The organism is Mesorhizobium sp. Cs1299R1N1 (genome assembly GCF_037179655.1).
Taxonomy (GTDB): Bacteria; Pseudomonadota; Alphaproteobacteria; order Rhizobiales; family Rhizobiaceae; genus Mesorhizobium; species Mesorhizobium salmacidum.
In genome coordinates, this window is record NZ_JAPYKR010000001.1 from 360840 (window position 1) to 385316 (window position 24477).

General features: G+C 64.4%; 25 protein-coding genes and 1 tRNA gene. 11 read left to right on the forward strand and 15 right to left on the reverse strand.

The annotated features are described in order from the left end of the window. Positions 1–50 precede the first annotated feature (50 nt). Genes O7A70_RS01685 through O7A70_RS01705 form a run of 5 tightly spaced genes read right to left on the reverse strand, consistent with a single transcriptional unit; the run spans position 51 to position 5613 of the window. Positions 51–632, reverse strand: a complete 582-nt coding sequence (locus O7A70_RS01685; protein ID WP_337138762.1) for a sarcosine oxidase subunit gamma — start codon at positions 630–632, stop codon at positions 51–53. Continuing rightward, positions 625–3618, reverse strand: coding sequence for a sarcosine oxidase subunit alpha (locus tag O7A70_RS01690; RefSeq protein WP_337138763.1), 2994 nt, complete (start codon positions 3616–3618; stop codon positions 625–627). Before O7A70_RS01690 ends, O7A70_RS01685 begins: the two co-directional genes overlap by 8 nt. Beyond that, on the reverse strand, positions 3615–3926 hold the full coding sequence (locus O7A70_RS01695; RefSeq protein ID WP_337138764.1) for a sarcosine oxidase subunit delta: 312 nt from the start codon (positions 3924–3926) through the stop codon (positions 3615–3617). The genes O7A70_RS01690 and O7A70_RS01695 overlap by 4 nt, the downstream gene beginning before the upstream one ends. A gap of 11 nt (positions 3927–3937) precedes the next feature. Next, positions 3938–4360 (reverse strand): hypothetical protein, encoded by a 423-nt coding sequence (locus O7A70_RS01700; RefSeq protein WP_337138765.1) that lies wholly within the window; start codon positions 4358–4360, stop codon positions 3938–3940. Then, entirely contained in the window at positions 4360–5613 is a 1254-nt protein-coding gene (locus tag O7A70_RS01705) for a sarcosine oxidase subunit beta (protein ID WP_337138766.1), read from the reverse strand. Before O7A70_RS01705 ends, O7A70_RS01700 begins: the two co-directional genes overlap by 1 nt. A 210-nt stretch (positions 5614–5823) precedes the next feature. Between O7A70_RS01705 and O7A70_RS01710 the strand changes: the two genes are divergently transcribed. From O7A70_RS01710 to O7A70_RS01740, 7 genes are all read left to right on the forward strand, one after another. After that, complete coding sequence (locus O7A70_RS01710; RefSeq protein WP_337138767.1) at positions 5824–6198, forward strand: DUF2568 domain-containing protein; 375 nt, start codon at positions 5824–5826, stop codon at positions 6196–6198. 103 nt (positions 6199–6301) lie between these two features. Further along, positions 6302–7060: an SDR family oxidoreductase gene (locus O7A70_RS01715; RefSeq protein WP_337138768.1), complete on the forward strand. Its 759-nt coding sequence runs from the start codon at positions 6302–6304 to the stop codon at positions 7058–7060. A gap of 127 nt (positions 7061–7187) precedes the next feature. Further along, a complete protein-coding gene (locus O7A70_RS01720) occupies positions 7188–7574 on the forward strand; it encodes an SET domain-containing protein (protein WP_337138769.1) in 387 nt (128 codons plus the stop codon). A gap of 176 nt (positions 7575–7750) precedes the next feature. Then, a complete protein-coding gene (rpsU, locus tag O7A70_RS01725; protein ID WP_010911429.1) occupies positions 7751–8017 on the forward strand; it encodes a 30S ribosomal protein S21 in 267 nt (88 codons plus the stop codon). 141 nt (positions 8018–8158) lie between these two features. Beyond that, on the forward strand, positions 8159–9001 hold the full coding sequence (locus tag O7A70_RS01730; RefSeq protein WP_027142988.1) for a tetratricopeptide repeat protein: 843 nt from the start codon (positions 8159–8161) through the stop codon (positions 8999–9001). A gap of 210 nt (positions 9002–9211) precedes the next feature. Continuing rightward, positions 9212–9688 (forward strand): DUF992 domain-containing protein, encoded by a 477-nt coding sequence (locus O7A70_RS01735; protein ID WP_027142989.1) that lies wholly within the window; start codon positions 9212–9214, stop codon positions 9686–9688. Between the two features lie 334 nt (positions 9689–10022). Further along, positions 10023–11459: an MFS transporter gene (locus tag O7A70_RS01740; RefSeq protein WP_337138770.1), complete on the forward strand. Its 1437-nt coding sequence runs from the start codon at positions 10023–10025 to the stop codon at positions 11457–11459. Positions 11460–11484: 25 nt separating this feature from the next. Here O7A70_RS01740 and O7A70_RS01745 read toward each other — a convergent pair whose 3' ends face one another. The 8 genes from O7A70_RS01745 to O7A70_RS01780 all read right to left on the reverse strand — a co-directional run bounded on the left by O7A70_RS01745 (position 11485) and on the right by O7A70_RS01780 (position 20318). Next, positions 11485–12174, reverse strand: a complete 690-nt coding sequence (locus tag O7A70_RS01745) for a response regulator transcription factor (protein WP_027142991.1) — start codon at positions 12172–12174, stop codon at positions 11485–11487. After that, entirely contained in the window at positions 12171–14906 is a 2736-nt protein-coding gene (locus O7A70_RS01750; protein WP_337138771.1) for a sensor histidine kinase KdpD, read from the reverse strand. The genes O7A70_RS01745 and O7A70_RS01750 overlap by 4 nt, the downstream gene beginning before the upstream one ends. A gap of 57 nt (positions 14907–14963) precedes the next feature. Then, positions 14964–15527, reverse strand: a complete 564-nt coding sequence (gene kdpC, locus O7A70_RS01755) for a potassium-transporting ATPase subunit KdpC (RefSeq protein WP_337138772.1) — start codon at positions 15525–15527, stop codon at positions 14964–14966. Positions 15528–15538: 11 nt separating this feature from the next. Next, positions 15539–17632 (reverse strand): potassium-transporting ATPase subunit KdpB, encoded by a 2094-nt coding sequence (kdpB, locus tag O7A70_RS01760; protein WP_337138773.1) that lies wholly within the window; start codon positions 17630–17632, stop codon positions 15539–15541. Further along, positions 17629–17844 carry a hypothetical protein gene (locus O7A70_RS01765; RefSeq protein ID WP_337138774.1) on the reverse strand — a complete coding sequence of 72 codons (216 nt, stop codon included), beginning with the start codon at positions 17842–17844 and terminating at the stop codon, positions 17629–17631. The genes kdpB and O7A70_RS01765 overlap by 4 nt, the downstream gene beginning before the upstream one ends. A 7-nt stretch (positions 17845–17851) precedes the next feature. Beyond that, positions 17852–19555: a potassium-transporting ATPase subunit KdpA gene (gene kdpA / locus O7A70_RS01770; protein WP_337138775.1), complete on the reverse strand. Its 1704-nt coding sequence runs from the start codon at positions 19553–19555 to the stop codon at positions 17852–17854. Between the two features lie 25 nt (positions 19556–19580). After that, positions 19581–19670, reverse strand: coding sequence for a K(+)-transporting ATPase subunit F (kdpF, locus tag O7A70_RS01775; RefSeq protein WP_032919213.1), 90 nt, complete (start codon positions 19668–19670; stop codon positions 19581–19583). A gap of 558 nt (positions 19671–20228) precedes the next feature. Continuing rightward, a tRNA-Ser gene (locus tag O7A70_RS01780) sits at positions 20229–20318 on the reverse strand. A gap of 375 nt (positions 20319–20693) precedes the next feature. On the opposite strand from O7A70_RS01780, the gene O7A70_RS01785 reads away from it, so the two are divergent. The 4 genes from O7A70_RS01785 (at position 20694) to O7A70_RS01800 (ending at position 23695) form a co-directional block, all read left to right on the forward strand. Next, on the forward strand, positions 20694–21425 hold the full coding sequence (locus tag O7A70_RS01785; protein ID WP_337138776.1) for a hypothetical protein: 732 nt from the start codon (positions 20694–20696) through the stop codon (positions 21423–21425). A gap of 133 nt (positions 21426–21558) precedes the next feature. Then, positions 21559–21882, forward strand: a complete 324-nt coding sequence (locus tag O7A70_RS01790) for a hypothetical protein (protein WP_027142997.1) — start codon at positions 21559–21561, stop codon at positions 21880–21882. Positions 21883–22127: 245 nt separating this feature from the next. Further along, a complete protein-coding gene (locus tag O7A70_RS01795; RefSeq protein WP_140502920.1) occupies positions 22128–23117 on the forward strand; it encodes a BMP family lipoprotein in 990 nt (329 codons plus the stop codon). Positions 23118–23218: 101 nt separating this feature from the next. After that, positions 23219–23695 (forward strand): GNAT family N-acetyltransferase, encoded by a 477-nt coding sequence (locus tag O7A70_RS01800; RefSeq protein WP_337138777.1) that lies wholly within the window; start codon positions 23219–23221, stop codon positions 23693–23695. Here the strand turns inward: O7A70_RS01800 and O7A70_RS01805 are convergent. Further along, the gene (locus O7A70_RS01805; protein ID WP_337138778.1) at positions 23674–24072 is read right to left on the reverse strand and encodes a hypothetical protein; all 399 of its coding nucleotides are present in this window, start codon (positions 24070–24072) and stop codon (positions 23674–23676) included. The two genes, O7A70_RS01800 and O7A70_RS01805, sit on opposite strands and share 22 nt — an antisense overlap. A 22-nt stretch (positions 24073–24094) precedes the next feature. Beyond that, complete coding sequence (locus O7A70_RS01810; protein ID WP_181165827.1) at positions 24095–24301, reverse strand: SlyX family protein; 207 nt, start codon at positions 24299–24301, stop codon at positions 24095–24097. Positions 24302–24477: the final 176 nt, after the last annotated feature.

Consider the following 24477-nt stretch of genomic DNA (forward strand, 5'->3'; position numbering starts at 1 on the left):
TCCCTCGATTTGTCGCCGCACAACGGACGCGGGCGGCAAACGCACCGGGGTCAGCCGGCGGCGTCGCGGGCTCCCTCGGACAGGAAAGTAAAGACATAGTCCGAGAAGGAACGCCAGCACTCGACCCTGAAGGCCTCGTCGGCCGTGCGCAACAGCACGATCTCGGCCTTGCCCAAAATGGTGCGCGAAGCGGCGCCCACCGGGAAGACTTCGAGCGACAGATCCTGCGGGCAGCCCGAATTGATCGCGGCTTCGGCCGCCGGGCCGGTGACGGAAATCGCGATGTTGCGATGCGAGATGCCGACCGACGAGTGCAAGGCTGAAACCTTCGCGCAATCGGCGAGCGGGTCCTTGCCGGTCTCGTCGATGACAAGCCACTCGTCCGGCCCAAGCCACAGCGCCGTACGCCCGCCCTTCGACGCCGATGTTTTCGGCTGCTTCGGCAGGGTCACGCCGAGCGCCTTCGACAGAGCGGCGACCGAAGCTTCCGGCGCGCGCAGCGAAATGCGCTCGGCCGGCGGCAGCACTTCGACCTTGACGCCCGTTGCGGAGACAGTGCGCCCGGCCAATGCCGGACGCCGCTCCGCCGAGGGCGAAGCAGTCGCGGCCGTCTTTGCAGCAGCCTTAGCCATTGAGGCGCCCTCCCGTCTCGTCGAAGAACACCATGCCGGTAATCTCCACTTCGATCACTCTGTCCGGCATCGGCACGTAGAGCGTATCGCCCATCCGGTCACGCCCGCCGGCGACCAGCGCCAGGGCGATGGAACGGCCGCAATTCTGCGACCAGTAGCTCGAGGTGACGTGGCCGATCATCTTCATCGGGATTGCCTGCTTCGGGTCCTCGACGATCTGCGCGCCTTCTTCCAGCACCACCTTGGGGTCCTTGGTCTTCAAGCCGACCAGCTGCTTGCGGCCCTTGGCGACCAGGTCCGGCCGCGCCATGCCCCTGATGCCGACGAAGTCGGCCTTCTTCTTGCCGACCGCCCAGTCGAGGCCGGCATCGTTTGGCGTCACCGTGCCGTCCGTATCCTGGCCGACGATGATGTAGCCCTTCTCGGCGCGCAGCACGTGCATCGCCTCGGTGCCGTAAGCGGTGGCGCCATGCTTCTGGCCCTCAGCCCACAACGCTTCCCAGACGGCCTGGCCATAGTCGGCCGGGACATTGACTTCGAAACCGCGCTCGCCGGTGAACGACATGCGGAACAGCCGTGTCGGCACGCCACAGATCTTGCCTTCGCGCACCGACATATGCGGCAGCGCTTCATCGGACATGTCGATGCCTTCGACCAGCGGCGCGATGATGTCGCGGGATTTCGGACCCTGCACGGCGATGACCGCCCATTGCTCGGTGATCGAGGTCAGCCAGACATTGAGATGCGGGAACTCGGTCTGGAGGTAATCCTCCATGTGGTTCATGACGCGCGGCGCGCCGCCCGTCGTCGTGGTGACATGGAAGCGGTCCGGTGCCAGCCTGCCCACGACACCGTCATCATAGATGAAGCCGTCCTCGCGCAGCATGATGCCATAGCGGCAGCGGCCCGGCTCCAACTTTTCCCAGGGGTTGGTGTAGAGCAGCTCCATGAACTTGGCCGCATCCGGCCCGACAACTTCGATCTTGCCCAGCGTCGAGGCGTCGAAAAGGCCGGCCTGATTGCGGACCCCAACGCACTCGCGGTCGACCGCCGCATGCATGTCCTCGCCGGCTTTCGGGAAATACCAGGCGCGCTTCCATTGGCCGACATCCTCGAACACCGCGCCTTGCGCCTCGGCCCAGGGATGGATTGCCGTCTTGCGGGTCGGGTCGAACAGCGGCCCACGCGCGTGGCTGACGATCGCACCGAAGGTGACAGGGGTGTATGGCGCGCGGAACGTGGTCAGGCCGACCTCCGGGATCGGCTTGCCCAGCGTTTCGGCGGCAATCGCCAGGCCGTGCATGTTGGAGGTCTTGCCCTGGTCGGTCGCCATGCCGTTGGTGGTGAAGCGCTTGACATGCTCGATCGAGCGCATGCCTTCATGCACCGCCTGGCGGATGTCCTTGGCGGTCACGTCGTTCTGGAAATCGACGAAGGCTTTAACCGTCGTGTCCGGTCCGGCGCCGGGCGCCGCACCTAGCATGCCGCGCGACCAGCTCTCCGAGGCGTCCACCTTCGGCTTGGTCCCCTTGGCGGCTTTCGCGCCGGCATCCTTGGCCGCCTTGACGCCCGCCGCATGGGCCTCGTCGACCGTCGCCGCCAGTCCGTCGGTGCCGTTGCAGGCGCCGACCGAGACGCAGTCCTGCGCGTAGGTGCCAGGCACGAACCGCTTGGTCTCGTCGTTGAAGGCGACCTTGCCGCGCGACTGCGAGAACAGATGCACCGACGGTGTCCAGCCGGCCGACATCAGGATCGCATCGACCGGAATTGTGCGTTCGCCGCCGCCATTCTTCGGCTGCACCGTCATCGACGACACCCGCAACTTGCCGCCGGCGCGGATCACAGCACGCCCGGAATTGATCTCGATGCCGAGCGCCCTCGCCTCGTCGATCACCGGGCCGGTCGGGTTGTCTCGCAAATCGACGATCGCCGCCACGTTGACGCCGGCCTTCTTCAGGTCGATCGCGGCGCCGTAGGCCGAGTCATTGGCGGTGTAGACACCGACATTTTTTCCGACCGCGACACCATAATGGTTGAGGAAGGTGCGCGCCGCGCCCGCCAGCATGACGCCCGGCCGGTCGTTATTGGCGAACACCATGTGGCGCTCGATGGCGCCGGAGGCCAGCACCACGCGCTTGGCGCGGACCTGCCATAGCCGTTCGCGCGGCAGGTCATGGCCGGGAGCCTTCAGGTGATCGCTGACGCGCTCGACCAGGCCGACGAAATTCTGCGCGTAATAGCCGAACGCCGTGGTGCGCGGCAGCACGCGGACATTGTCCATCGCACCCAGCCTGGCGATCGCCGCTTGCGCCCAGGCAAAGCCGTCCTGGCCGTCGATTTTCGCGCCAGACTCGAAGCGCAGGCTGCCGCCGAACTCGGCCTGCTCGTCCGCAAGGATGACACGCACGCCGGTCTCCGCCGCGGCAAGCGCCGCCGCGATACCAGCCGCACCGCCGCCCAGTACCAGAACGTCGCAATGGGCGTAGCGCGAGGAATAATGGTCGGGGTCCGGCCTGTCGGGAGAAACGCCAAGACCGGCTGCTTCGCGGATCTTCGGTTCGTAGAGGCTCTTCCAGGCCGCCTTCGGCCACATGAAGGTCTTGTAGTAGAAACCGGCCGAGAACAGCGGTGATGCCAAATCGTTGACCGCGCCGACGTCGAAGGACAGCGACGGCCAGCGGTTCTGCGAATTGGCGGCAAGCCCGTCATAGAGTTCCTGTACGGTGGCGCGCACGTTGGGCGTCTTGCGCGCGTCATCACGCACGATCTGCACCAGGGCGTTGGGCTCTTCCGCGCCGGCCGAGAGGATGCCGCGCGGGCGGTGGTACTTGAACGAACGGCCGACCAGATGCACGCCGTTGGCAAGCAGCGCCGAAGCCAATGTGTCGCCCTCGATGCCGGCATAGGACTGGCCATCGAAGCTGAAGCGGGCGGTCTTGGCCTGGCTGAGGCGTCCGGCGCCGGGAATGCGCAACGCGCCGCTCATTTGGCAAGCCCTTCGTTGGAGTTTTTGGGCAGCTTGGAAGGTTTCGGCTCGCCGGCCCTGTAGGTCATGACGAACTTGTCGGTGACGGTGTCGCGCACCGCGTTGAAGAAGCGCGCGCAGCCATGCATGTGCCGCCAGCGCTCATAAATGATGCCCTTGGGATTCGAGCGGATGAAAAAGAACTTCTCGAAATCGTCGTCGCTCTCGCCGACCATGTTGGCCGAGCGCGCGATATGCGCCTCGCCGGCGTTGCGGAATTCGAGTTCCGGGCGCTCTTCCTCGCAATAGGGGCAGCGGATGAGAAGCATCGTGTTTGTTCCTACAATTCGCCGTGGCCGACGCGCGCGCCGGGGGGTTGGTCGCAAAGCTTCTGGCCCATGGTCATGAAGGGAGCGACGAGTCGCAGCCGCTCCTCGACGCTCGTCGCCGCACTGAAGAGATCGCGGTTGGCCATGTTGCCGAGCGTCAGCTGCATCGGATCGGTCGTAACGATGACGCCACGCGGTTGGAAATCCTCGTCCTCATCCAGCCCATGCGGCCTGCCCTCGAAGAACATCACCACTTTCTGGCCGACACTCCAGACGCAGGCGAGCATTCCCTCGTCGACGGAAAACGGCCAGCCGGCCTCGTTTCCGGCACGGCTGATCGGCTGTAGCCGCACCTCCTGCGCCGTGGGAACATGGAACATGCCTTGTTCCCCCGCCAGCATCAGCGGCATCGCGACTGCCACTTCGGCCATCATCAGTGCGCCACCGCCGCCGCCGCTGCCTCGTCGATGAGGCGGCCGGTGCGGAAGCGTTCGATGGTGAAGGGCGCGTTGATCGGATGCGGATCGTCCTTGGCTATTGTGTGGGCGAAGACATGGCCCGAGCCAGGTGTCGCCTTGAAGCCGCCCGTGCCCCAGCCGCAATTGACGTAGAGGCCGGGCACCGGCGTCTTGGCCAGGATCGGCGAGCGGTCGGGCGTGACGTCGACGATGCCGCCCCACGAACGCAGCATCTTCATGCGCGTGAAGATCGGGAACATCTCGCAGATGGCGTCCAGCGTATGCTGAAGAATGTGAAGTCCGCCGGTCTGTGAATAGGAAACATATTGGTCGGTGCCGGCGCCGATCACCAGCTCGCCCTTGTCGGACTGCGAAATATAGGCGTGCACCGTGTTCGACATCACAACGCAAGGCACGACCGGCTTGACCGGCTCCGACACCAGCGCCTGCAGCGGATAGCTCTCCAGCGGCATGCGCACGCCGGCCATGTTCATGATGACCGAGGAATGGCCGGCGGCGACGACGCCAACCTTCTTGGCGCCGATGAAACCGCGCGTCGTGTCTACACCCATGACCGCGCCATTGGCCGCCCGCTTGACGCCGGTGACCTCGCAATTCTGGATGATGTGGACGCCGCGCGCCGAGGCGCCCCGCGCATAACCCCAGGCAACCGCGTCGTGGCGCGCCGTGCCGCCGCGGCGCTGCAAGGCAGCCCCGACGACCGGATAGCGCGCGTCTTTCGAGGTGTTGAGCGGCGGACAGAATTCCTTGGCCTGCTCCGGCGTCAGCCATTCATTGTCGATGCCGTTCAGCCGGTTGGCATGGACATGGCGCTTCAGCACCTGGATGTCGTGCACATTGTGGGCGAGCATCATGACGCCGCGCGCCGAATACATGACGTTGTAGTTGAGCTCCTGGGAGAGCCCGTCCCACAGCTTCAGCGCATGGTCGTAAATCCCTGCGCTCTCGTCATAGAGATAGTTGGATCGGATGATGGTGGTGTTGCGGCCGGTATTGCCGCCACCCAGCCAGCCCTTTTCCAGCACCGCGACATTGGTGATGCCGTGCACGGTCGCGAGATAATAGGCCGTCGCCAATCCATGACCGCCGGCGCCGACGATGATGACGTCGTATTCCTTCCTGGGCTCAGGCGAGGACCATTGTTCCTCCCAGCCCTTGTGGCCGCGCATGGCCTCGCGGGCGATGGCGAATACAGAGTATTTCTTCACGGTCCAGCCTCGCGCCAAAAGGTCTCGCGGATTGCAGCCGGGTCTTCCTTCGGCCCAGCGCGCGAGGTGTATCACTAGCGAAACGGCGCTGCCATCCTTGCGCTGTTTGCGACGGCGCTTGCCGTTTTGCGCCGTGCTGAAAAAGAGGTATCCGGTCTGGCCCCTGTGATTGGCTTCAGTCACACTTCCCGGCGTCGGGGGATTCGGAGGATGATGGTGGGCAACGCCTGGTGGAATCTCACATTGCGCTTCCTGCTGGAGCTGGCGGCCTTGCTTGGCCTCGGCATGGCAGGCTGGAGTCTTTTCGAGGGCTGGTGGCACTGGATCCTGGCCCTTGCCCTGCCACTCATCGCTGCAGCGTTGTGGGGGATTTTTGCCGTGCCCGGCGATCCGAGCCGTTCAGGGAGTGCACCGGTACCGGTGCCTGGCGCTGTCAGGCTGGCGCTGGAATTCGTCGTCCTGTTCGGCGGCGCGGCCGGTTTCCATGTGGCAGGCCATGCCGCCACGGGCACCATCATGGCCGTGCTGATCGTCATCAGCTACGTGTTCTCGCTGGATCGATTGGCCTGGCTGCTGCGGCAATAGTTTGTGCGAGCCTCTGCGGCTTTCGGGTGGCTGCTGTCCTGCCGATTTGCGACGAAGCATCCGATCGCCGGCAAAGCTGGCGCGAAGGACAAGGATGCCAGACATGCTCGCACTTTCCAACAAGATCGCCATCGTCACCGGTGCCAGTTCCGGCATCGGCCGCGCCACCGCCAAACTGTTCGCGGAGGAAGGCGCCAAGCTGGTCATTTCCGCTCGCCGGCAAGCGGAGCTTGATGCACTCACCGTTGAAATCGAGGATGCCGGCGGCACGGCCGTCGCTCTCGCGGGGGATGTCACCGACGAGACCTACGCGAAAGCTCTCGTCGAGCTGGCGGTCGACAGTTTCGGCGGTCTCGACATCGCCTTCAACAATGCCGGCGCCGTCGGGCTGATGGGTCCGATACCGGCGATGTTGCCTGCGACATGGCACGGGACGATGGACACCAATCTGACCAGCGCCTTTCTCGGTGCGAAGTATCAGATACCGGCCATGCTCGAGCGCGGCGGCGGCTCGCTGATCTTCACGTCGAGCTTTGTCGGTTACACCGCCGGCATGCCGGGCATGGCCGCCTACGCCGCGGCCAAGGCCGGCCTGATCGGATTGACACAGGTGCTGGCCGCCGAATACGGACCGAAGGGACTGCGCGTCAACGCGCTGCTGCCGGGCGGCACCGACACGCCAGGCGCGACGACGACCACGCCTGAGGCCCGCGCCTTCGTCGAGGGCCTCCACGCCCTGAAGCGCATGGCGCAGCCGCAAGAGATCGCCCGCTCCGCGCTTTACCTTGCCTCCGACGCCTCGAGCTTCACCACGGGAACCGCGCTGTTTGCGGATGGCGGCGTGTCGATCAACCGGACGTGAAGGATTTTTTGCGGGGACAGGCCTGTTCGTCGTTGTGACGCAGGCCGCCGGTCTTGCTTTTTCGGCGCGATTTGGCGATTCCGTTTCTATCTAAACGGGTCTTCTTGCCAAGACGGGTCCTGGAACCATGATGCTGATCCGAACCTATGTCGCCCAGAGTGCAATCGAAGGCGTCGGAATGTTCGCCGCCGAGCCCATCCGGAAGGGCGCCTCGATCTGGCGCCTGGATCCGGATTTCGATCGGCTGATCCCGATGGACAAATACGAGACGGCGCCGCACCCCCTGAAGGAATTGCTCGACCGTTACGCCTATCCGAGCCCGGACAAGCCCGGTTTCATCGTCTATGAGGTCGACAATGGCCGCTTCATGAACCATTCGGCGACCCCGAACACCGATTTTTCGCAATATGGCGGCGCCACCGCGACCCGGGATATCGCCGTCGGCGAGGAGATCACCTGCGATTACGGTGAGTTCTTCGAGGATTTCGAGCGGCTGCACCTGGCGACGGCGTAACAGGCACCCTATCTCCAGGCGACCGTGGCAATTTGGCTGTCGTCCGTCATTTCGACTGTGGACAGCGAGGCTTGATTCTGCTATCAGCCGCCACAATTCGTGGTGTCGAGCGCCGCGGAGGCTTGTGGCTATGGCTGCTTGCCTGTTGATATCAAACCCGAAAGACAGGATTGCCCGTGCAGGTACTCGTCCGCGACAATAACGTTGATCAGGCGCTTCGCGCGCTGAAGAAGAAGATGCAGCGCGAAGGCATTTTCCGCGAAATGAAGATGCGCGGCCACTACGAGAAGCCTTCCGAGAAGCGCGCCCGTGAAAAGGCCGAAGCCGTTCGCCGCGCCCGCAAGCTGGCCCGCAAGCGCGCACAGCGCGAAGGCCTGCTGCCGATGACCCCGCGTCCGGTTGCTGCTGGCGGTGCCGCCGGTGCAGCGCGTCCGCCGCGCTGATTATCGCCAATATTTCGTCCTTTTCGAAGGATACCAGGGTGGCGCGATGCGGAATCGCCGCCACCCTTTTATTTTGATTGTGACCCGGCCCGGAGGGGGGAACCGGACCTGAACGACGGCGCAAGTGAGGACAGGGCAGACATGAACGCAACAAGCGTGGAGCGCGGGACCGCATTGCGTGGTTTCGCCCTGACAGCGGCCCTGCTTTCCGGACTGGTGCTTGCCGGCTGCCAGACGTCGGGCCCGGCCGGCGAGTTCAACAACATCGACAAGGCGCAAGGGTCGAGCGAGAACATCTCCTCGCTGTCGGCGGTCATCCAGCGCAATCCCCAGGATCCTGAAGGCTATAATGTGCGCGGTTCGGCCTATGGCCGCGGCGGCCAGTACCAGCAGGCGCTCAAGGATTTCAACCAGGCCATCCAGCTCAATCCGAATTTCTACCAAGCCTATTCGAACCGGGCCCTCATCCAGCGCTTCCTCGGCAACCAGGAAGCCGCACTCGCGGACTACAATCGCTCGATCCAGATCAACGGCAATTACGACGCCGCCTATATCGGCCGCGGCAATCTCTATCGCAAGGCGGGCCGCACCCAGGATGCCTTCACCGACTTCCAGAAGGCGATCCAGCTCGACACGACGGATGCCCGCGCCTACCACAATCGCGGCCTGATCTATCAGAGCCAGGGCCAGCACAAATTCGCCATCGAGGACTTCTCGACCGCCATCTCGCTGGCCCCTGACGCCGCCGAGCCCTACAACGGCCGTGGCCTCTCCTATCTTGCGACCGGCGACGAGGACAACGCCTTCTCCGACTTCAACATGGCCATCAAGCTCGATGGCCAGAACGCCGAGGCCTGGGCCAACCAGGCGCTGATCTACGAACGGCGCGGCGACAAGGCAAAGGCGGCGAAGGCCTATCGCGAGGCCGTGCGCCTCAACCCCACCTACCAGCCGGCCAAGGACGGCCTCGCCCGCGTCAGCTGACATCGGCTCCCGCAGGCCCGCGCCAAGCGTCCCATTGCATCGTGCGTGTCCGAAAGGACACGCGGCGCGGCGGATCGCCGCCAATCCGGCAACCCTGTGTTAACCCCCGCGACAAGCCGCAAACCCTCGCCTTGTTCGCGCCAAGTTTTCGGCGGAACGGTCGCGGCGCTCGAGACGTTACTGAAGACTGATTGCGAAAGGACCCTCCCCATGATCAAGAAACTCGTCTGCGCCGCTGCTCTTGCAACGACCGTTTTCGCTGCCGCCCCGGCCAGCGCCGGCAGGCTGCAACTCGGCACGCTCGACTGCACCATCGATGGCGGCACCGGCTATATCGTGACGTCCAACAAGGGCGTGTCCTGCGTCTTCCGGCCCCATCATCACGGGCCGTCGGAAATCTATACAGGCGTCATCTCGAAGCTCGGTGTCGATGTCGGCAAGACGCACCAGGGCCAGCTCATCTGGGCGGTTTTTGCCGCGACCCGCGACCGTGACGCGGGCGATCTTGCCGGCAGCTACTACGGCGTCAACGCCGAGGCGAGCGTCGTGACCGGTGGCGGCGCCAACCTGCTGGTCGGTGGCTTCGACAGCGCCTTCATGCTGGAGCCGCTCAGCGTCCAGGCGCAGACCGGCGTCAATCTCGCCGTGGCGGTGACGTCGCTGGAGCTGATCCACTCACTCAAATAAGCGGTTTGGGGCCTTGGCTCCAGACCCTTCACTCTGCGGCGCGGAACCGGATAGGATGGTTCCGCGCCGTTTTGTTTTTGGGGACGCCATGCCGAGGACAGCTATCGCCGCTGCCATGATTGCAAATCATGCTTGCCGGCAAGCGGTGCATCCAGGACGACGCTGGCCCAAACATATCTCGAAAAAACCGCTTGAGCTCAACCGAGGTTGAGGTTCTACAAACCCGTCCCGAGCAAAACAGCGTCCCGACGCGGCGCGCATGGTCCTGCCGGAAGCCTCGCGCTGGCTTCTGGTGCCGTGCGGCTGCGTCGAGATATGCAAAGCAGGGATGGACATGACCGAGATCAGCACAAACAGGGTCGACTGGCGCGCATTGTGGGCAAGCGGCGACCTGGCGCGCTTCTGCTTCATCAGCCTCGGCATCCTGCTTCATGCCACCAATGAGACGATGGTGGCGACCGTCATGCCGGCGATGGTCGGCGAACTGGCCGGCGTGCAGCTCGTCGGCTGGTCGCTGGCGATCTACGAACTCGGCGCCATCGTCGCCGGTGCCGCGGCGGGACGGCTGGTGAGCTATGTGGCGCTGCGCACCAACATGGTGGTCGCCGCCCTGCTTTACGCCGCCGGGGCGCTGATCTGCGCCACCTCGCCTTCCATGCAATTGTTCCTGGCTGGCCGTCTGATCGAGGGGCTGGGCGGTGGCGCGCTGGTGTCGCTGGCCTTCGTCTCGGTCGAGCGGCTGTTTTCGCGTGCCATCTGGCCGCAGCTTTTCGGCATCATGTCGGCGATCTGGGGCGTCGCGGCGTTCAGCGGCCCGCTCCTCGGCGCTGTTATGACCGAATTGCTGTCGTGGCGCTGGGCCTTCGGCGTCTTCACCCTTGGCGGCACCGCCATGGCGCTGGCAAGCTTCCTCGTGCTCGACACGCCGGAAGCGACAAGACCCAACACGAGCGCCGGCAAGGCGCCGCCTTTTCCGTTCATGGCGCTTGGCTGCCTTGCTATTGCCGTGGTGCTGATCGCCTCGGCCGGCGTCGACATCGCCCTGCTGCGTTCCTCGCTGCTGATCGTGCTGGGGCTGGCAGGTCTCGCGCTGTTCTTCTACATCGATGCGCTGAAGCCGCGCTCCCGGCTTTTCCCGGCGCGGCTGTTCTCATGGCGCACGCCGGTCGGCGCCGGCATGACCATGGTCGCCGCCTTTTCCATCGCGACCTGCTCCTTCGGCGTCTACGGGCCGCTGCTGCTGACCAGCCTGCACGACATTCCGCTGCTGACCACCGGCTACATCATCGCCGCCGAATCGATCGCCTGGTCGATCCTGTCGATCCTTGTCGCCAACGCGCCGCCGCGGCGCGAAAGGCTGATCATCGTCTGCGGCGCACTGATGATCGCGGCGGGCATCGCCGGCTTCGCCTACACGATACCGTTGGGCTCGATCCCGCTGATCCTGGTCTGCGCCCTGCTGCAGGGCGGCGGCTTCGGCATCGCCTGGCCGTTCCTGACCCGCGTCATCGTCGCCTCCGCCCCGGACGACGAACAGACCATCGCCTCGGCCGCGGTGCCGACCATGCAGCGCATCGGCTATGCCGTGGGTGCCGCCCTTGCCGGCATTGTCGCCAATGCCAGCGGTTTTTCGCAAGGCCTGAACCATGACGCGGCCGCCGGTGTCGCGAGCTGGCTGTTCCTTGCCTTCGTGCCGCTCGGCATTCTCGGCTGCCTCGCCGCCTTGCGGATATCGGCGGCGGCAAACCGGCCGCTCGCAGCCATCGGCTGACGCAGGTTTCTATCGGACGGCTAATTCACTCGACACGCAGGCGGTAGCCGACACCGGTCTCGGTGGTGATGTAGCGCGGCTGGTCGGGGGTTTTTTCGATCTTCTGCCTGAGCTGGCGCACATAGACCCTGAGATACTGCACATCTGTCGAATCGTCCCAGATCTGCTTCAGGATGAAGTGGTGGGTCAGCACCTTGCCGGCATGCTGCACCAGGATGCGCAGTATGTCGTACTCCTTCGGCGAGAGCTTCACCTCCCTGTCCTCGACCTTGACGATGCGCTTGACCAGATCGACGCTGAGGTCGCCGCTCTGGAAAACCGGCTTTTCGCCTTGTTGCTGGAACTTGTGGCGCAGCGCAACGCGGATGCGCGCCACCAGTTCGTTCATTCCGAACGGCTTGGTGACATAATCGTCGGCGCCGAGTTCGAGCGCGCTGACGATGCCGGCCTCGTCGGTGCGGCTGGAGAGGATGACGACGGGAATGTCGACGCCCTCGTCACGCCATTTGCGCAGCAGGTCATGGCCCCCTATGCCGGGCAGGCCGAGATCGAGCAACACCAGGTCGGGCTTTTCCTGTTCCATCAGCTCGATCGCCACCTTGGCGTTGGGCGCCTCGCTGACCGTGTAGCCTTGGCTGGCAAGGCCGACCCGAAGCAGCTTGCGGATCGGCGGCTCGTCATCGACAACCAGTATCCTGACATTCGAATTGGTCATCGAGGCTGGTCCACGCCGGGTTCATCGCCACGGTTGCCGACACCGCGCGCTTGCGCCGGCACCGGCATCCTGATGGTGAAGGCGGCACCGGGGCGGTCGGTCCGGTTGGCGGCCGCGATCGTGCCGCCCATCGCCTCGACGAAGCCACGGCAGATCGACAGGCCGAGCCCGGTGCCGGCGCGCACCTGATCGCCCTTGCGCACCCGGTAGAAGGTGTCGAACACGCGTTCCAGGTCCTGCGCCGGAATGCCCGGCCCCTCATCCATGATCTGCACGATGACAGAGCCATTGTCGGCCCAGGCCTGGATGCGGATCGCCGAGCCCGGCGGCGAATATTTCGACGCATTGTCAAGAAGGTTGAACAGCACCTGCTCGAACAACACGGGATCGAGCCTCAGCATCGGCAGGTCGGGCGGAATATCGACCTCGATCTTGTGTTCACTGGCGATCTTGCGGGCACGGTCGAGTGCCGTACCGACAATATCTCCCAGATAGTGAAGGGCGTAGTTCGGCTCCATCGCACCGGACTCGATCTTGGTCATGTCGAGCAGATTGGCGATGAAGCGGTTCAGCCGTTCCGATTCGTCGATCACCGTCGACAGAAGCTCCGCCCTGTCCTGCTCGGGCAGGTCGGGCGCGAACTCCTTGAGTGTGCCGGCCGCCCCCATGATGGCCGCGAGCGGCGTCTTCAGGTCATGCGAAATCGATGTCAGCAGCGCCGAGCGCAGCCGGTCGGCTTCGGCGGCGAGCTTGGCGCGGTCGACATCGGCGACGAGCTGGACGCGTTCGATCGCCACCGCCGCCTGGTCTGCCAGCGCGTCGAGCAGCCGCTGCTGCTCGGGCGTCAAAAGCGGGCCCTGCTTGTCATTGTCGAGACCGACGACGCCGATTGCCGTGCGTCCCGTGCGCAAGGGAAGATAGAGGCGCTTGGCGCCGGGCAGCGTGTCGGCGCCGCGTCCGGCGGCACGGTTGTGCTCCCAGGCCCAGCGGGCGGCGGCGATGTCGGCCTCGGCCAGCGTGTCGTCGGGCGGATAGCCTGCCTTGACGGTGATCGTGCCGTCTTCTGGCAGCAGCAGCACCACGCGCAGCTTCAGCATCGAGGCTATCTGGAAGGCGGTGGCCCAGAGCACGTCATCGAGCGTGCCGGCGCCGGCGAGCTTCTTGGAGAACAGATAGATGTCCTCGGTTGCCCGCGCCCGTGAGCGGGCGGCGGCGGCCTGACGCTGGACGCGCGCCGTCAGGTTGCTGGCGATGACGGCAACGGCGACGAAGACGGCAATCGCGACGATGCTCTCGGGATCCCGGATCGTCAGCGTGTAGCGCGGCTCGAGGAAAAAATAGTTGAAGGCAAGGACACTGAGGAAACAGGCGTAAAGCGCCGGCCAGAGACCACCGGCCACCGCCGATGTCAGCACGGAGAGCAGGAAGACGATCGCCAGGTTGCGAACGTCGAGGAACTGGTCGAGAACAGTGCTGACGGCCAATGATCCGGCAACGTACGCCGTGGCGAGCAGATACGGCTTGGCCTGAAACTGCCTCTGCTCGGCTGCCGCGCTCACTCTCCTGGAAGGCGTCTCGGTGTCCCGCTCCGTTCCGGAGATGACATGGACGCTGATGTCGCCGGCATTGCGGATCAGATCATAGGTGAGCGATCCCTCGATCAGTTCCCGCCAGCGCGACCGGGTCGGCCTGCCGACCACGATGTGGGTGAAATTGTTCGCCGTCGCATGGCGAACGATGTCCTGCGCGACGCTCTGGCCCGGAATGGTCGTCACCTCGGCGCCGAGCTGCTCGGCCAGGCGCAGGAGTGTGGCGAGCCTGTCCTTGTCGTCCTCGGACATGCCGGCCGAGCGAGGCGTGTCGACATGAAGTGCCGTCCATGGCGCACGAAGCCTGTCGGCCAGCCTGCGTGCGTAGCGAATGCGGGCTGCCCCGCCCGGACGCGCATCGACGCAGACGAGAACCCGTTCCCCGGCAGCCCACGGTCCCTGGATGGCGTGGGACTGCATGTGGTTGAGCAACTGCTCGTCGACGCGCTGGGCGGTACGCCGCAGCGCCAGTTCCCGCAACGCGGTCAGATTGCCCGGCGAAAAATAGTTCTCGACGGCACGCTGCGCCGTGTTGGGGAAATAGACCTTCCCCTCCTCCAGCCGCTTGATCAGGTCGTCGGGCGTCAGATCGATGATTTCGACATCGTCGGCCTGGTCGATGATGGAATCGGGCACCGTCTCGCGCACCCTGACCCGCGTGATCTGGGCGACGACGTCGTTCAGGCTTTCGACATGCTGGATGTTGAGCGTCGTATAGACGTCGATGCCCCGCGCCAGGATTTCCTGGACGTCGAGATAGCGCTTGGGGTGGCGGCTGCCGGGCGCGTTGGTGTGGGCGAGTTCGTCGACCAGGACCAGCGCCGGACGCCGGGCAAGGATGGCATCGATATCCATCTCGTCGAGGACACGCCCCCTGTAATCGACCTTGCGGCGGGCAATGACTTCATAGCCCTCGACCAGGGCCCGGGTTTCCTTGCGGCCATGCGTCTCGACAACGCCGATCACCACGTCGATACCGTCGGCCAGCCTGGCACGGCCCGACATTAGCATCTCGTAGGTCTTGCCGACACCCGGTGCCGCGCCCAGGAATATGCGCAGACGGCCGCGCCCTTCCCGCCCGGCATGCTCTAGCAGCGCGTCGGGAGATGGTCTGTTTTCGACGTAGCTTCTGTTGTCCGGCATCGGGTCCGATCATGAATGGCGCCGGGGACCGTGTCGATCCCCGGCGCCGGCCATCACCTATTTCGCGGCATCCAGCGCCAGGTTGAGGGCCAGCACATTGACCGCCGGCTCGCCGAGCACGCCCAACTCCCGGTCCACGACCTGGCTGTCGACGAGCGCCTTGACCTTGGCTTCGTCGATGCCCCTGGCCTTGGCCACGCGCGGAACCTGGAAATAAGCGGCCTCGGGGCTGATCTGCGGATCAAGGCCACTGCCGGATGTGGTCACCAGGTCCATCGGCACCGGCGCATTCGGATTTTCCGCCTTCAGCTTCCCGGCATCGTCCTTGATGCGCTCGATCAACTTCGGATTGGTCGGGCCGAGATTGGAGCCGCCCGAGGCGCCGGCATCATAGCCATTGCCCGCCGCCGAAGGTCGTCCGTGAAAATACTTGTCGCTGGCGAAGGCCTGCCCGATCAGTTCGGAGCCGATCACCTTGCCGTCCTTCTCGATCAGGCTGCCGTTGGCCTGGCGCGGGAACAGCGCCTGGGCGATGCCGGTCATGCCGATGGGATAGACGAGCCCGGTCAACATGGTGAAGAAGGCGATCATGATGATCGCGGGTCTGATTTGCTTGAGCATCGGAATGATCCTTATGCAAGGCCGAGGGCCGTGACGGCCATGTCGATTATCTTGATGCCGACGAACGGCACGACGATGCCGCCGAGGCCGTAGACGAGAAGGTTGCGGCTGAGCAGCGCGCCGGCGCCGATCGCCCGGTACTTCACGCCGCGCAGCGACAGCGGGATCAGCGCGATGATGATCAGCGCGTTGAAGATGATGGCCGACAGGATGGCGCTCTGCGGTGTCGCAAGGTGCATGATGTTGAGTGCCTGCAACGGGCCCCTCGTTTGGCCTGGCGCGACGTAGAAGACGGCGAACATGGCCGGAATGATGGCGAAATACTTGGCGACGTCATTGGCGATCGAGAAGGTGGTCAGCGACCCGCGCGTCATCAACAGCGCCTTGCCGATCTCGACGATCTCGATGAGCTTGGTCGGATCGCTGTCGAGGTCGACCATGTTGCCGGCCTCGCGGGCGGCGACCGTGCCGGTGTTCATGGCCACGCCGACATCGGCCTGCGCAAGGGCTGGCGCGTCGTTGGTGCCGTCGCCGCACATGGCGACCAGCTTGCCCTTGGCCTGCTCGTCGCGGATCAGCTTCAGCTTGTCCTCGGGCGTTGCCTGGGCAAGGAAGTCGTCGACGCCGGCTTCCGCCGCGATGGCTGCCGCCGTCATCGGATTGTCGCCGGTGATCATCACCGTGCGGATGCCCATGCTGCGCAGTTCGGCGAAGCGCTCGCGGATGCCGCCCTTGACGATGTCCTTGAGGTGGACGACGCCGAGCAGCCGCCCGTCCCTCTCGACCGCCAGCGGCGTGCCGCCCGATTTGGCGACCTCGTCGGCGATCGCCTGCAGGTCGCGCACGGTATCGCTTCCGGGCCGTGTGCCATGCGTGGCTGATGTCGGCTGGCTGACATAGGTCAGGATCGAATCGACCGCGCCTTTGCGCACCGAAGAGCCGTCTACGTCGACGCCGCTCATGCGGGTCTGTGCCGTGAAGGGCACGAACGTGGCGTGCAATGTCGCCATGTCGCGGGCACGGATGGCGTATTTCTCCTTGGCCAGCACCACGATCGAGCGGCCTTCCGGCGTCTCGTCGGCGAGCGAGGCAAGCTGTGCCGCGTCGGCCAGTTCCTGCTCGCTGACGCCCCTGACCGGGCGGAACTCGGTCGCCTGGCGATTGCCGAGCGTGATGGTGCCGGTCTTGTCGAGCAGCAGCGTGTCGACGTCGCCGGCGGCTTCGACGGCACGGCCCGACATGGCCAGCACATTGAAGCGCACCAGGCGGTCCATGCCGGCAATGCCGATGGCCGACAGCAGCGCGCCGATCGTGGTCGGGATGAGCGTCACGAACAGCGCGACGAGCACGGTCACCGAGATATAGCCGCCTGAGTAGGAGGCAAAGCTCGGGATGGTCGCGGTGGCCAGCACGAAGATCAGCGTCATGCCGACGAGCAGGATGTTGAGCGCGATTTCGTTCGGCGTCTTCTGGCGCTCGGCGCCTTCGACCAGCGAGATCATGCGATCGAGGAAAGTATGGCCGGCGGCGGCGGTGATGCGCACGCGGATCCAGTCGGAGAGCACCTGCGTGCCGCCGGTGACCGCCGAGCGGTCGCCGCCGGATTCGCGGATGACCGGCGCGGACTCGCCCGTGATCGCCGCCTCGTTGACCGAGGCGACGCCTTCCACCACCTCGCCGTCGGACGGGATGATGTCGCCGGCCTCGACGAGAACGATGTCGCCGACCTTCAAACCGGTGCCGGGCACCAGCTTGAACTTGGTGCGATCCTCGCCTGTCAAAAGCTTGGCCTGGGTTTCGGTGCGCGCCTTGCGCAGCGAATCCGCCTGCGCCTTGCCTCGCCCTTCGGCGACGGCTTCGGCGAAATTGGCAAACAGCACCGTGAACCACAGCCAGATGATGATCTGCAGCGTGAAGCGCAGATCGCCGCCACCGGTGACGAGATCCTTGACGAACAGCACCGATGTCAGCGCCGACACGACGGCGACGACGAACATCACCGGATTGCGGGCCAGCGTGCGCGGATCGAGTTTGCGGAAGGCACCGCCGATGGCGGGCCACAGGATGCCGGCATCCATGATGCTGGCCGATCTTGACTGGCTCATTTTGAAGATCCGGTTTCAATATTGATGTGCGGCACCGATTGGTCGGATGCCGGAAAAAGATGAGGAAGCCCGTAGGCCAGCAGCCAGAGCGCGATCGTGGCGGCGGCAAGCCCAAGAAATGTCGACAGGGTCGGGAAAGGAGGCGGCATTCCCTCCTTCCCCGGATCGGCCCGATGCCTGACATTGCGGCGCTTGTTGCTGAACCAGGACATGTCTGCCTCAGAATGTCTGTCCATGAATCGTTGCCAGGTGCTCGACAACAGGTCCGACGGCGAGCGCCGGGAAGAAGGTCAGGCCGCCGACGATGACGATGACGCCGACCAGCAGCCCGACGAACAGCGGGCCGTCGGTCGGGAAGGTGCCGGCCGAGGCGGGCACGGTCTTCTTCGCCGCCAGCGCGCCGGCGATGGCGAGCGCCGGGATGATGACCAGGAAACGGCCCATCAGCATGCCGATGCCGAGCGTGATGTTGTACCAGGGCGTGTTGCCGCCGAGGCCGCCGAAGGCCGAACCGTTGTTCGCCGCCGCCGAGGTGTAGGCGTAGAGGATTTCGGAGAAGCCGTGCGGCCCGCCATTGGCGATCGAGGCCACCGCGCTCGGCAGCACCACCGCGATGGCGGTGAAGACCAGCATCGCCAGCGGCAGGCACAGGATGGCCAGCATCGCCATCTTGACCTCCTTGGCCTCGATCTTCTTGCCGAGATATTCGGGCGTTCGCCCGACCATCAGGCCGGCGACGAAGACGGCGATCAGGATGAACATCAGCATGCCGTAGAAACCGGCGCCGACGCCGCCGACGATGACCTCGCCGAGCTGCATGTTGATGAGCGGGATCATGCCGCCGAGCGCGGTGAAACTGTCATGCATGGCGTTGACCGCGCCGCAGGAGGCCGCCGTGGTGATGACCGCGAACAGCGCCGAGAGCGCGATGCCGAAACGGGTCTCCTTGCCTTCCATGTTACCGCCGTCGATGCCGAGCGCATGGACCAGCGGATTGCCCGCGGCTTCCGCCCAATAGCAGACGGCGACGCCGGCGATGAACAGCACGCCCATGGCGGCCAGGATCGCCCAGCCCTGACGCTGGTTGCCGACCATGCGGCCGAAGACGTTGGTCAAGGCAGCGCCGACGACGAAGATCGACAGCATCTGGATCAGGTTGGAGATGCCATCGGGGTTTTCGAATGGATGTGCCGCGTTGGCATTGAAGAACCCGCCGCCATTGGTGCCGAGCATCTTGATGGCGACCTGCGAGGCGACCGGACCGAGCGCGATCGTCTGCCTGGCGCCCTCCAGCGTGGTGGCGTTGACGTAAGGCCCGAGCGTCTGCGGCATGCCGAGCCAGACATAGACCAGGGTAAGCACGATGCAGAGCGGCAAAAGCACATAGAGCGTGGCGCGCGTCATATCGACCCAGAAATTGCCGATCGATCTTCCGGAAGCGCGGGCAAAGCCGCGGATCAGCGCGATCGCAATGGCAATGCCTGTGGCGGCCGAAACGAAATTCTGGACAGTCAGGCCGGCCATCTGCACGAGGTAGGACATCGTGCTTTCGCCGCCGTAGTTCTGCCAGTTGGTGTTGGTCATGAAGCTGGCGGCGGTGTTGAAGGCGAGCGCCGGGTCGACCGCGCTCATGCCTGCCGGATTGTAGGGCAGGCCGCCCTGGAGGCGCTGCAGGACATAGAGCACCAGGAAGCCTGCCAGGTTGAACAGCAGCAGCGCCACCGCATAGCTGGCCCAGTGCTGTTCCTCGCGCTCGCTGGTTCCGCAAATGCGGTAGAGCCCCTGTTCGAGCGGGCGGAAGATCGGCGAAAGCGGCGTGCGATCACCTTTGAAGACGCGGTGCATGTAGAAGCCGAGCGGCTTCACCAGCAAAACGAGGATCCCGCAATAGAGGAGGATCTGTATCCATCCGTTCATGATCATGATGTAGCTTCCGTGCGCCGGTGGATTAGAAACGCTCTGGACGAATGAGGGCGTAGGTGAGGTAGGCGAGCAGGAACAAGGTCACGCCACCACCGAGGATGTAATCGAAAAGCATGATTCGACCCTTCCGCTCAGATTCTGTCGCAGGCTTTGACGTAGACGAGGGACAGAGCGAAGAACAAAACCCCGACCATGAGAACAATGACGTCCATGATTGCCTTCCTTGCTTTCACTCGTGTCTTTCGGCCGCAATCGAAGAGGCCAAAAACCGCTCGCGCTTGTTCGTCGCCTCGATGGCGACGGCATTCAAAGCTTCTGTCGGCGTGTTATATGGACCCGATCGCCATAAAGGTTCGAGACGGGGCGGATGGGAAAGAAATAGGAATTTTATAAAGGTTTCGGGATAGGCGGCGGACCACCGGCGATAGAGGTCGCCTTCGACGACTACCAGCGAGCCACGGTTTGGAGGTGGCACCGATTATCAGGCGGCGTATTGTGAAAGCGGCAAAGGACCATCCCAAGCCAACGCCAGGCGGGAATTGCGGCCTAACGCAGTGACGCGCTGTAGGATGCTGTTGCATGCAGTCGCATCCAATGGCATTTCCGATAACAGGGCTTCTTGGCGGGCAAGGTTTGAAAAATTTTCAAATTATCCAGGAAAATCAGGACGTTATGGCGGAGAGAGCGGGATTCGAACCCGCGTTACGGTCTCCCGTAAACACACTTTCCAGGCGTGCGCCTTCAACCACTCGGCCACCTCTCCGTCCTTGCATTTTTCGCGTTGGCCGGTTTCGCCGCGCGGGTTGGGGACAATGCAGTCCCTTCAGGGAGGCCGGTACGCGAAATCAGCGCCGTGGGTGCCGCCAACCAGCAAACACCTTCCCTTCGCACCTGAGCCGTCAAAGCAACAGGCGCGGGGCTCATCTAGTCGATCCCGCGCCGAATGCCAAGCCATAACGGCGGTCTATTCGCTTTGCCGGCCACACACCGCTCCGCCAAGCTGCGTCGCACCCGTTTTTCAAGCCGCCGCCGCCCGAATGATGTGCACAGCCATGGCCGTAGGGCCGGCCGCGCTTGACTTCGCCGCGGCCCACCTGTCGAGTGAAGCGGAGGCTTTGCGGGGGGGCATCGTCCGGAGATGTCTTCAAGCAGTGAAAAACCGGGCGGAACGCCGGACAGTGGACAGGCGCCGACGGGGCACCCGGACAGCGGGCTGTCCTACGTGCCGGTGGGCTGGCTCATCTTCGTCATGGCTTGGTCGGTCTACGGCCTGGCCTCGGCCTGGTGGCTGACCGGCAATTCCGGCCTGCCGGACAGGATCTTCTATTTCCTCCTCGGCGGGCTTGCCGTCGACATCATCACCATTCTGTGGGGACTCTACCTTCTCGGCCTTGCCTTTGGCCGCTCGGCGCGCTTCCCGCGCCACTTCATCATCTGGCAGGTGGCGACCATCATCTGGGTGCTTGCGAGGCTGGCCTATGTGCTTGCCGTGCCCGATTTCGTCTTCTCCGCCAGGAGCTTGCTCATAGGCGGCGCCGAAATCGCCATCGGCCTGCTCTGCATCTATCTGCTGCGCCGCGGCTCCGGTGCCGAAGGCGTCTATGCCAGGCAGCAAGCCGAAGCGCCGTCGGTCTTCGTTTCCATCGTCGCTGCCTTGCTCGGCATCATCCTGGGCGCGGTCATCGGCGCCGTTGGCGGCTTCCTGGCTGGCTCGGTGATCGCCGATGTCGCCGAGGTCAGTTGCTTCGAGGGCGGCTGCGGCTACTTTGCCGCCTTCATCGGCTTGGCCGGGCTGGTGGTCGGCGCCATTGCCGGGGGCATTCTTGCCGTCTTGCTCGTTCACCGCCGCCGGCGTGAGCCGGCCGCATAGGGTTCAGCAAGCGCGGGGCTTCAAATTCGCGTATCGCGATTGCGGACAAGCCGCACGCATTCTATTTCTGGTTTCGGGACATGTGCCGGAGGTCTCCTGGTTAGCGTCCAGGAGGGACCGGGGGGGAGCCTTGATGTTTCGCTTCGTCTTTCGTCTTGCAGCCATGGTCGCGCTGTCGGTTTCCGTCATCATGGCGGTGCTCGACACGACGCGCACGGTGGCGGCTTCGGCCCTTGTGCTGACCCCGCTCAACGCGAGTTGGCTGGCCGTCTCGCCGGACACGCGGGCCGCCTTCGAAAGCTTCGTCCGCACCAAGGCCAGTCCGCTGCTGTGGGATGGCGCCATCGCCTGGGTGCTCAACCAGCCGGGCTTTGCCGTATTCGCGGTGCTGGCCTTCCTGCTTTACGCCATCGGCTACCGGCGGCAGCGGCGCACCGGACGGTTCGCGGCGAACTGACCCATCGCCTGCGTCATTCCGGCCGCCTCCCGACAGCTTGCGCGCAAGGATCGGAACGCGGCGCGGCTTGCCCATGGCGCGCTTTTCCAAAAGGTCAAAATTCCGCGTGAATTTTGTTTCGGGCCGTGCCAGATTGCCCGGGAGCGGGAGGGGAATACACTCCTGGCTGACGTCGTTTGCCGGCCGGAGAACCGGGCAGGCAGGCGGTGCGTAACGGAAAAAATAACCGACAGGGTGTGGATCACATGAAACGTATCGTTCTCGGCCTCCTGGCCGCAACCGCAATGGTTCTTCCGGCTTTTGCCGCGGATGTCCAGCCGGCCATCCTTTACGATCTGGGCGGCAAATTCGACAAATCCTTCAACGAGGCTGCCTATCACGGCGCCGAGAAGTTCAAGACCGAGACCGGCACCCCTTACGTCGAGTTCGAAGTGTCGAACGCCTCGCAGCGCGAGCAGGCGCTGCGCCGCTTCGCCGAGGACGGCCACAACCCGATCGTCATGGCCGGCTTTGCCTGGGAGGATGCGCTGAAGAAGGTCGCGGCCGAATACCCGGACCTCAACTTCGCCATCATCGACGATGCCGTCGACCTGCCCAATGTCCGCTCGCTGGTGTTCAAGGAGAATGAAGGTTCCTATCTCGTCGGCATCATGGCGGCGATGGCGTCGAAGTCGAAGAAGGTTGCCTTCGTCGGCGGCATGGACATCCCGCTGATCCGCAAGTTCGAATGCGGCTATGTCGGCGGCGCCAAGTCGGCCGGCGCGACCGACGTCATCCAGAACATGACTGGTGACACGCCGGCGGCGTGGAACGATCCGGCCAAGGGTGGCGAGATCGCCAAGACGCAGATCGATCAGGGCGCCGACGTTGTCTACGCGGCCGCCGGCGGCACCGGCGTCGGCGTGCTGCAGGCAGCGGCCGATGCCGGCAAGCTCGGCATTGGTGTCGATTCCAACCAGAACGGCCTGCAGCCCGGCAAGGTGCTGACCTCGATGCTGAAGCGCGTCGACGTTGCCGTCTACACGGCCTTCATGGACGGCAAGAACGGCACCTTCAAGGGTGGCGTCGAGAATCTCGGCCTCAAGGAAGGTGGCGTCGACTACGCCATGGACGACAACAACAAGGCGCTGGTAACGGCCGAGATGAAGGCGGCGGTCGAAAAGGCCAAGGCCGACATCATCGCCGGCACGGTCAAGGTCCACGACTACACGGCTGATAACGCCTGCCCCTATTGATCGGCGGCGCCGTACGGCAATGACTGGAACCGCCGGGCAACGCCCGGCGGTTTTGCTTTTGCCTGATCTGACGAAGCTCGCAAATGGCACAGGAGCGAGGAATGCAGCCAACGATCGAATCCATGCGCGAGCATGACATCGACGTCGTGGCGCGACTGCGGATTGCCGCCTTCTTCGAGGGCACGGGAAGGACGCTGGAAGAGGATGCGGCAGGGCTCCGCAACCTTCTGACCAGCGACGGCTTTGAAACGGCTTTGGTTGCCCGTGTCAACGATGTGCCGGTCGGCACCTGCCTGCTGGTGCACCATGAACTGGAACCGGCGCATGATGTGACACCATGGCTGGCCGGGCTTGTCGTCGATGCCGCTCATCAAGGCAAGGGAACCGGCACCGCGCTGGTCAAGGCGATCGAAGCGCATGCGGCGTCAGTCGGCGTCGAGATGCTCTACCTCTACACATGGCAAGCGCGCGAGTTCTACGCGGCACTCGGCTGGGAAACGGTCGAGATGTGCGAGCAGGGCGGCGAAACGATGATGCTGATGTCGCGCCGGCTGGATCACAGTTTCCCCACGAGATAGCCGAGCGCGAAGGCCGCGATCAGCCCGACCATGACGACGTACCCACGCCGGTGGCCAAGCGCGTGCACGCCAACGCCGTGTGGTGGCCGGGACAGGCTTCGGATCACAGTCGGTGCCCTGGCATCGTTGCCGCCCAGGCCAACGCTGCGCATTTGCGGCAATTCGGCGAGGCGTTGCGTAACCAGCGCCCAATGATTGGCGCCGGTCGGTTTTTCGGTGCGGTCGAAAACATGCATGCGTTCGGCGAGCCGCACCACCGCGTCGCGGAAGGCAGGATCGATCTCGAGATCGCGCTCGGCCCGCTCGCGCTCGGCGTCGTTCATCAGGCCGAGCACATAATCGCCGGCCCTTGCGATGCGGTCGCTTTCACCTGCCATGGCCAGGACCCTCCCCTTTTGCTCACCAGTGTGGCGGTTTGGTCACTGGCACGTCCGGTGCCGCCTGCTCTTCGAGCGCCAGGAAGCGGTCGGTCAGCGCATCAAGCTTGCGCTGCATGCGTTCGATCACCTTCCACTGCTCGGCGATCTGGCCCGACAGTTCCTCGATGGTCTTTTCCTGCTCGGCGGCGCGGATTTCCAGCGTCGTCAGCCGGTCGGTGGGCATGATCATGCAAAGTCCTCAGTTTTGTGCCGCGACACCTTGCGCCGCAACGTCAAATCGACCTCGCCATATTAGCGAATGCGAGAGTTTCGGCCACGTTCGAAATTGACAAGAGCGCGGGGATTTGTCGAGAGTGGAGGCTGCTCCGGACAATTGGCACGGGCGGAGCGTCATGCTAGGCG

Bases quoted from the DNA above. Each gene is read 5' to 3' on its own strand.
- O7A70_RS01730 (WP_027142988.1), top strand. From the start codon at position 8,159: ATGAACGCAACAAGCGTGGAGCGCGGGACCGCATTGCGTGGTTTCGCC.
- kdpC (WP_337138772.1), bottom strand. From the start codon at position 15,527: ATGCTCAAGCAAATCAGACCCGCGATCATCATGATCGCCTTCTTCACC.
- O7A70_RS01715 (WP_337138768.1), top strand. From the start codon at position 6,302: ATGCTCGCACTTTCCAACAAGATCGCCATCGTCACCGGTGCCAGTTCC.
- O7A70_RS01790 (WP_027142997.1), top strand. From the start codon at position 21,559: ATGTTTCGCTTCGTCTTTCGTCTTGCAGCCATGGTCGCGCTGTCGGTT.
- O7A70_RS01745 (WP_027142991.1), bottom strand. From the start codon at position 12,174: ATGACCAATTCGAATGTCAGGATACTGGTTGTCGATGACGAGCCGCCG.
- O7A70_RS01795 (WP_140502920.1), top strand. From the start codon at position 22,128: ATGAAACGTATCGTTCTCGGCCTCCTGGCCGCAACCGCAATGGTTCTT.
- O7A70_RS01700 (WP_337138765.1), bottom strand. From the start codon at position 4,360: ATGATGGCCGAAGTGGCAGTCGCGATGCCGCTGATGCTGGCGGGGGAA.
- O7A70_RS01785 (WP_337138776.1), top strand. From the start codon at position 20,694: ATGTCTTCAAGCAGTGAAAAACCGGGCGGAACGCCGGACAGTGGACAG.
- O7A70_RS01765 (WP_337138774.1), bottom strand. From the start codon at position 17,844: ATGTCCTGGTTCAGCAACAAGCGCCGCAATGTCAGGCATCGGGCCGAT.
- kdpA (WP_337138775.1), bottom strand. From the start codon at position 19,555: ATGATCATGAACGGATGGATACAGATCCTCCTCTATTGCGGGATCCTC.
- O7A70_RS01710 (WP_337138767.1), top strand. From the start codon at position 5,824: ATGATGGTGGGCAACGCCTGGTGGAATCTCACATTGCGCTTCCTGCTG.
- O7A70_RS01740 (WP_337138770.1), top strand. From the start codon at position 10,023: ATGACCGAGATCAGCACAAACAGGGTCGACTGGCGCGCATTGTGGGCA.
- kdpB (WP_337138773.1), bottom strand. From the start codon at position 17,632: ATGAGCCAGTCAAGATCGGCCAGCATCATGGATGCCGGCATCCTGTGG.
- O7A70_RS01805 (WP_337138778.1), bottom strand. From the start codon at position 24,072: ATGGCAGGTGAAAGCGACCGCATCGCAAGGGCCGGCGATTATGTGCTC.
- O7A70_RS01695 (WP_337138764.1), bottom strand. From the start codon at position 3,926: ATGCTTCTCATCCGCTGCCCCTATTGCGAGGAAGAGCGCCCGGAACTC.
- kdpF (WP_032919213.1), bottom strand. From the start codon at position 19,670: ATGCTTTTCGATTACATCCTCGGTGGTGGCGTGACCTTGTTCCTGCTC.
- O7A70_RS01750 (WP_337138771.1), bottom strand. From the start codon at position 14,906: ATGCCGGACAACAGAAGCTACGTCGAAAACAGACCATCTCCCGACGCG.
- O7A70_RS01735 (WP_027142989.1), top strand. From the start codon at position 9,212: ATGATCAAGAAACTCGTCTGCGCCGCTGCTCTTGCAACGACCGTTTTC.
- O7A70_RS01720 (WP_337138769.1), top strand. From the start codon at position 7,188: ATGATGCTGATCCGAACCTATGTCGCCCAGAGTGCAATCGAAGGCGTC.
- O7A70_RS01800 (WP_337138777.1), top strand. From the start codon at position 23,219: ATGCAGCCAACGATCGAATCCATGCGCGAGCATGACATCGACGTCGTG.
- O7A70_RS01685 (WP_337138762.1), bottom strand. From the start codon at position 632: ATGGCTAAGGCTGCTGCAAAGACGGCCGCGACTGCTTCGCCCTCGGCG.
- O7A70_RS01690 (WP_337138763.1), bottom strand. From the start codon at position 3,618: ATGAGCGGCGCGTTGCGCATTCCCGGCGCCGGACGCCTCAGCCAGGCC.